Origin of the sequence: Pseudomonas sp. 2995-3, from assembly GCF_002742565.1 — a bacterium.
Taxonomy (GTDB): domain Bacteria; phylum Pseudomonadota; class Gammaproteobacteria; order Pseudomonadales; family Pseudomonadaceae; genus Aquipseudomonas; species Aquipseudomonas edaphica.
Genome location: NZ_LJSB01000042.1, coordinates 1 through 310, shown reverse-complemented (window position 1 = coordinate 310; position 310 = coordinate 1). Strand labels below are relative to the sequence as shown.

Below are 310 nucleotides of genomic sequence, written 5' to 3'. Positions count from 1 at the left end.
ATATAGAGCTGAGAAGTAAATTCCCGTTCACTGGTAGAGAAGTAGAAAATAAAAGTACCGATTACTGGAAAGAAGTATTGGTAAAGTCGAAGGAATTTCATCAATTAAAGCCATGGGAAAAGATGGGGGATGACACTATCTTTGCGATTGAAGATCCTATCACTGAAGAACTCCTATTTTGTACTGTCATGGGGGGCGCTGGAGAAATGTTTGGTTTGGCAGTGAATATAGGGGAAGTAGGATATAGGGCTTTAATGAGCACAATGCAAGGTGGAAATTCACCAATGGGCTTAGTCACGCAGCAACGAAG

At 41.3% G+C, this 310-nt stretch carries 1 protein-coding gene; it reads left to right on the top strand.

Features of this window, described 5'->3' with window-relative positions:
• Positions 1-310: hypothetical protein (locus AOA62_RS31685; protein ID WP_218244052.1), on the top strand; the 310-nt coding region annotated here is incomplete at both ends.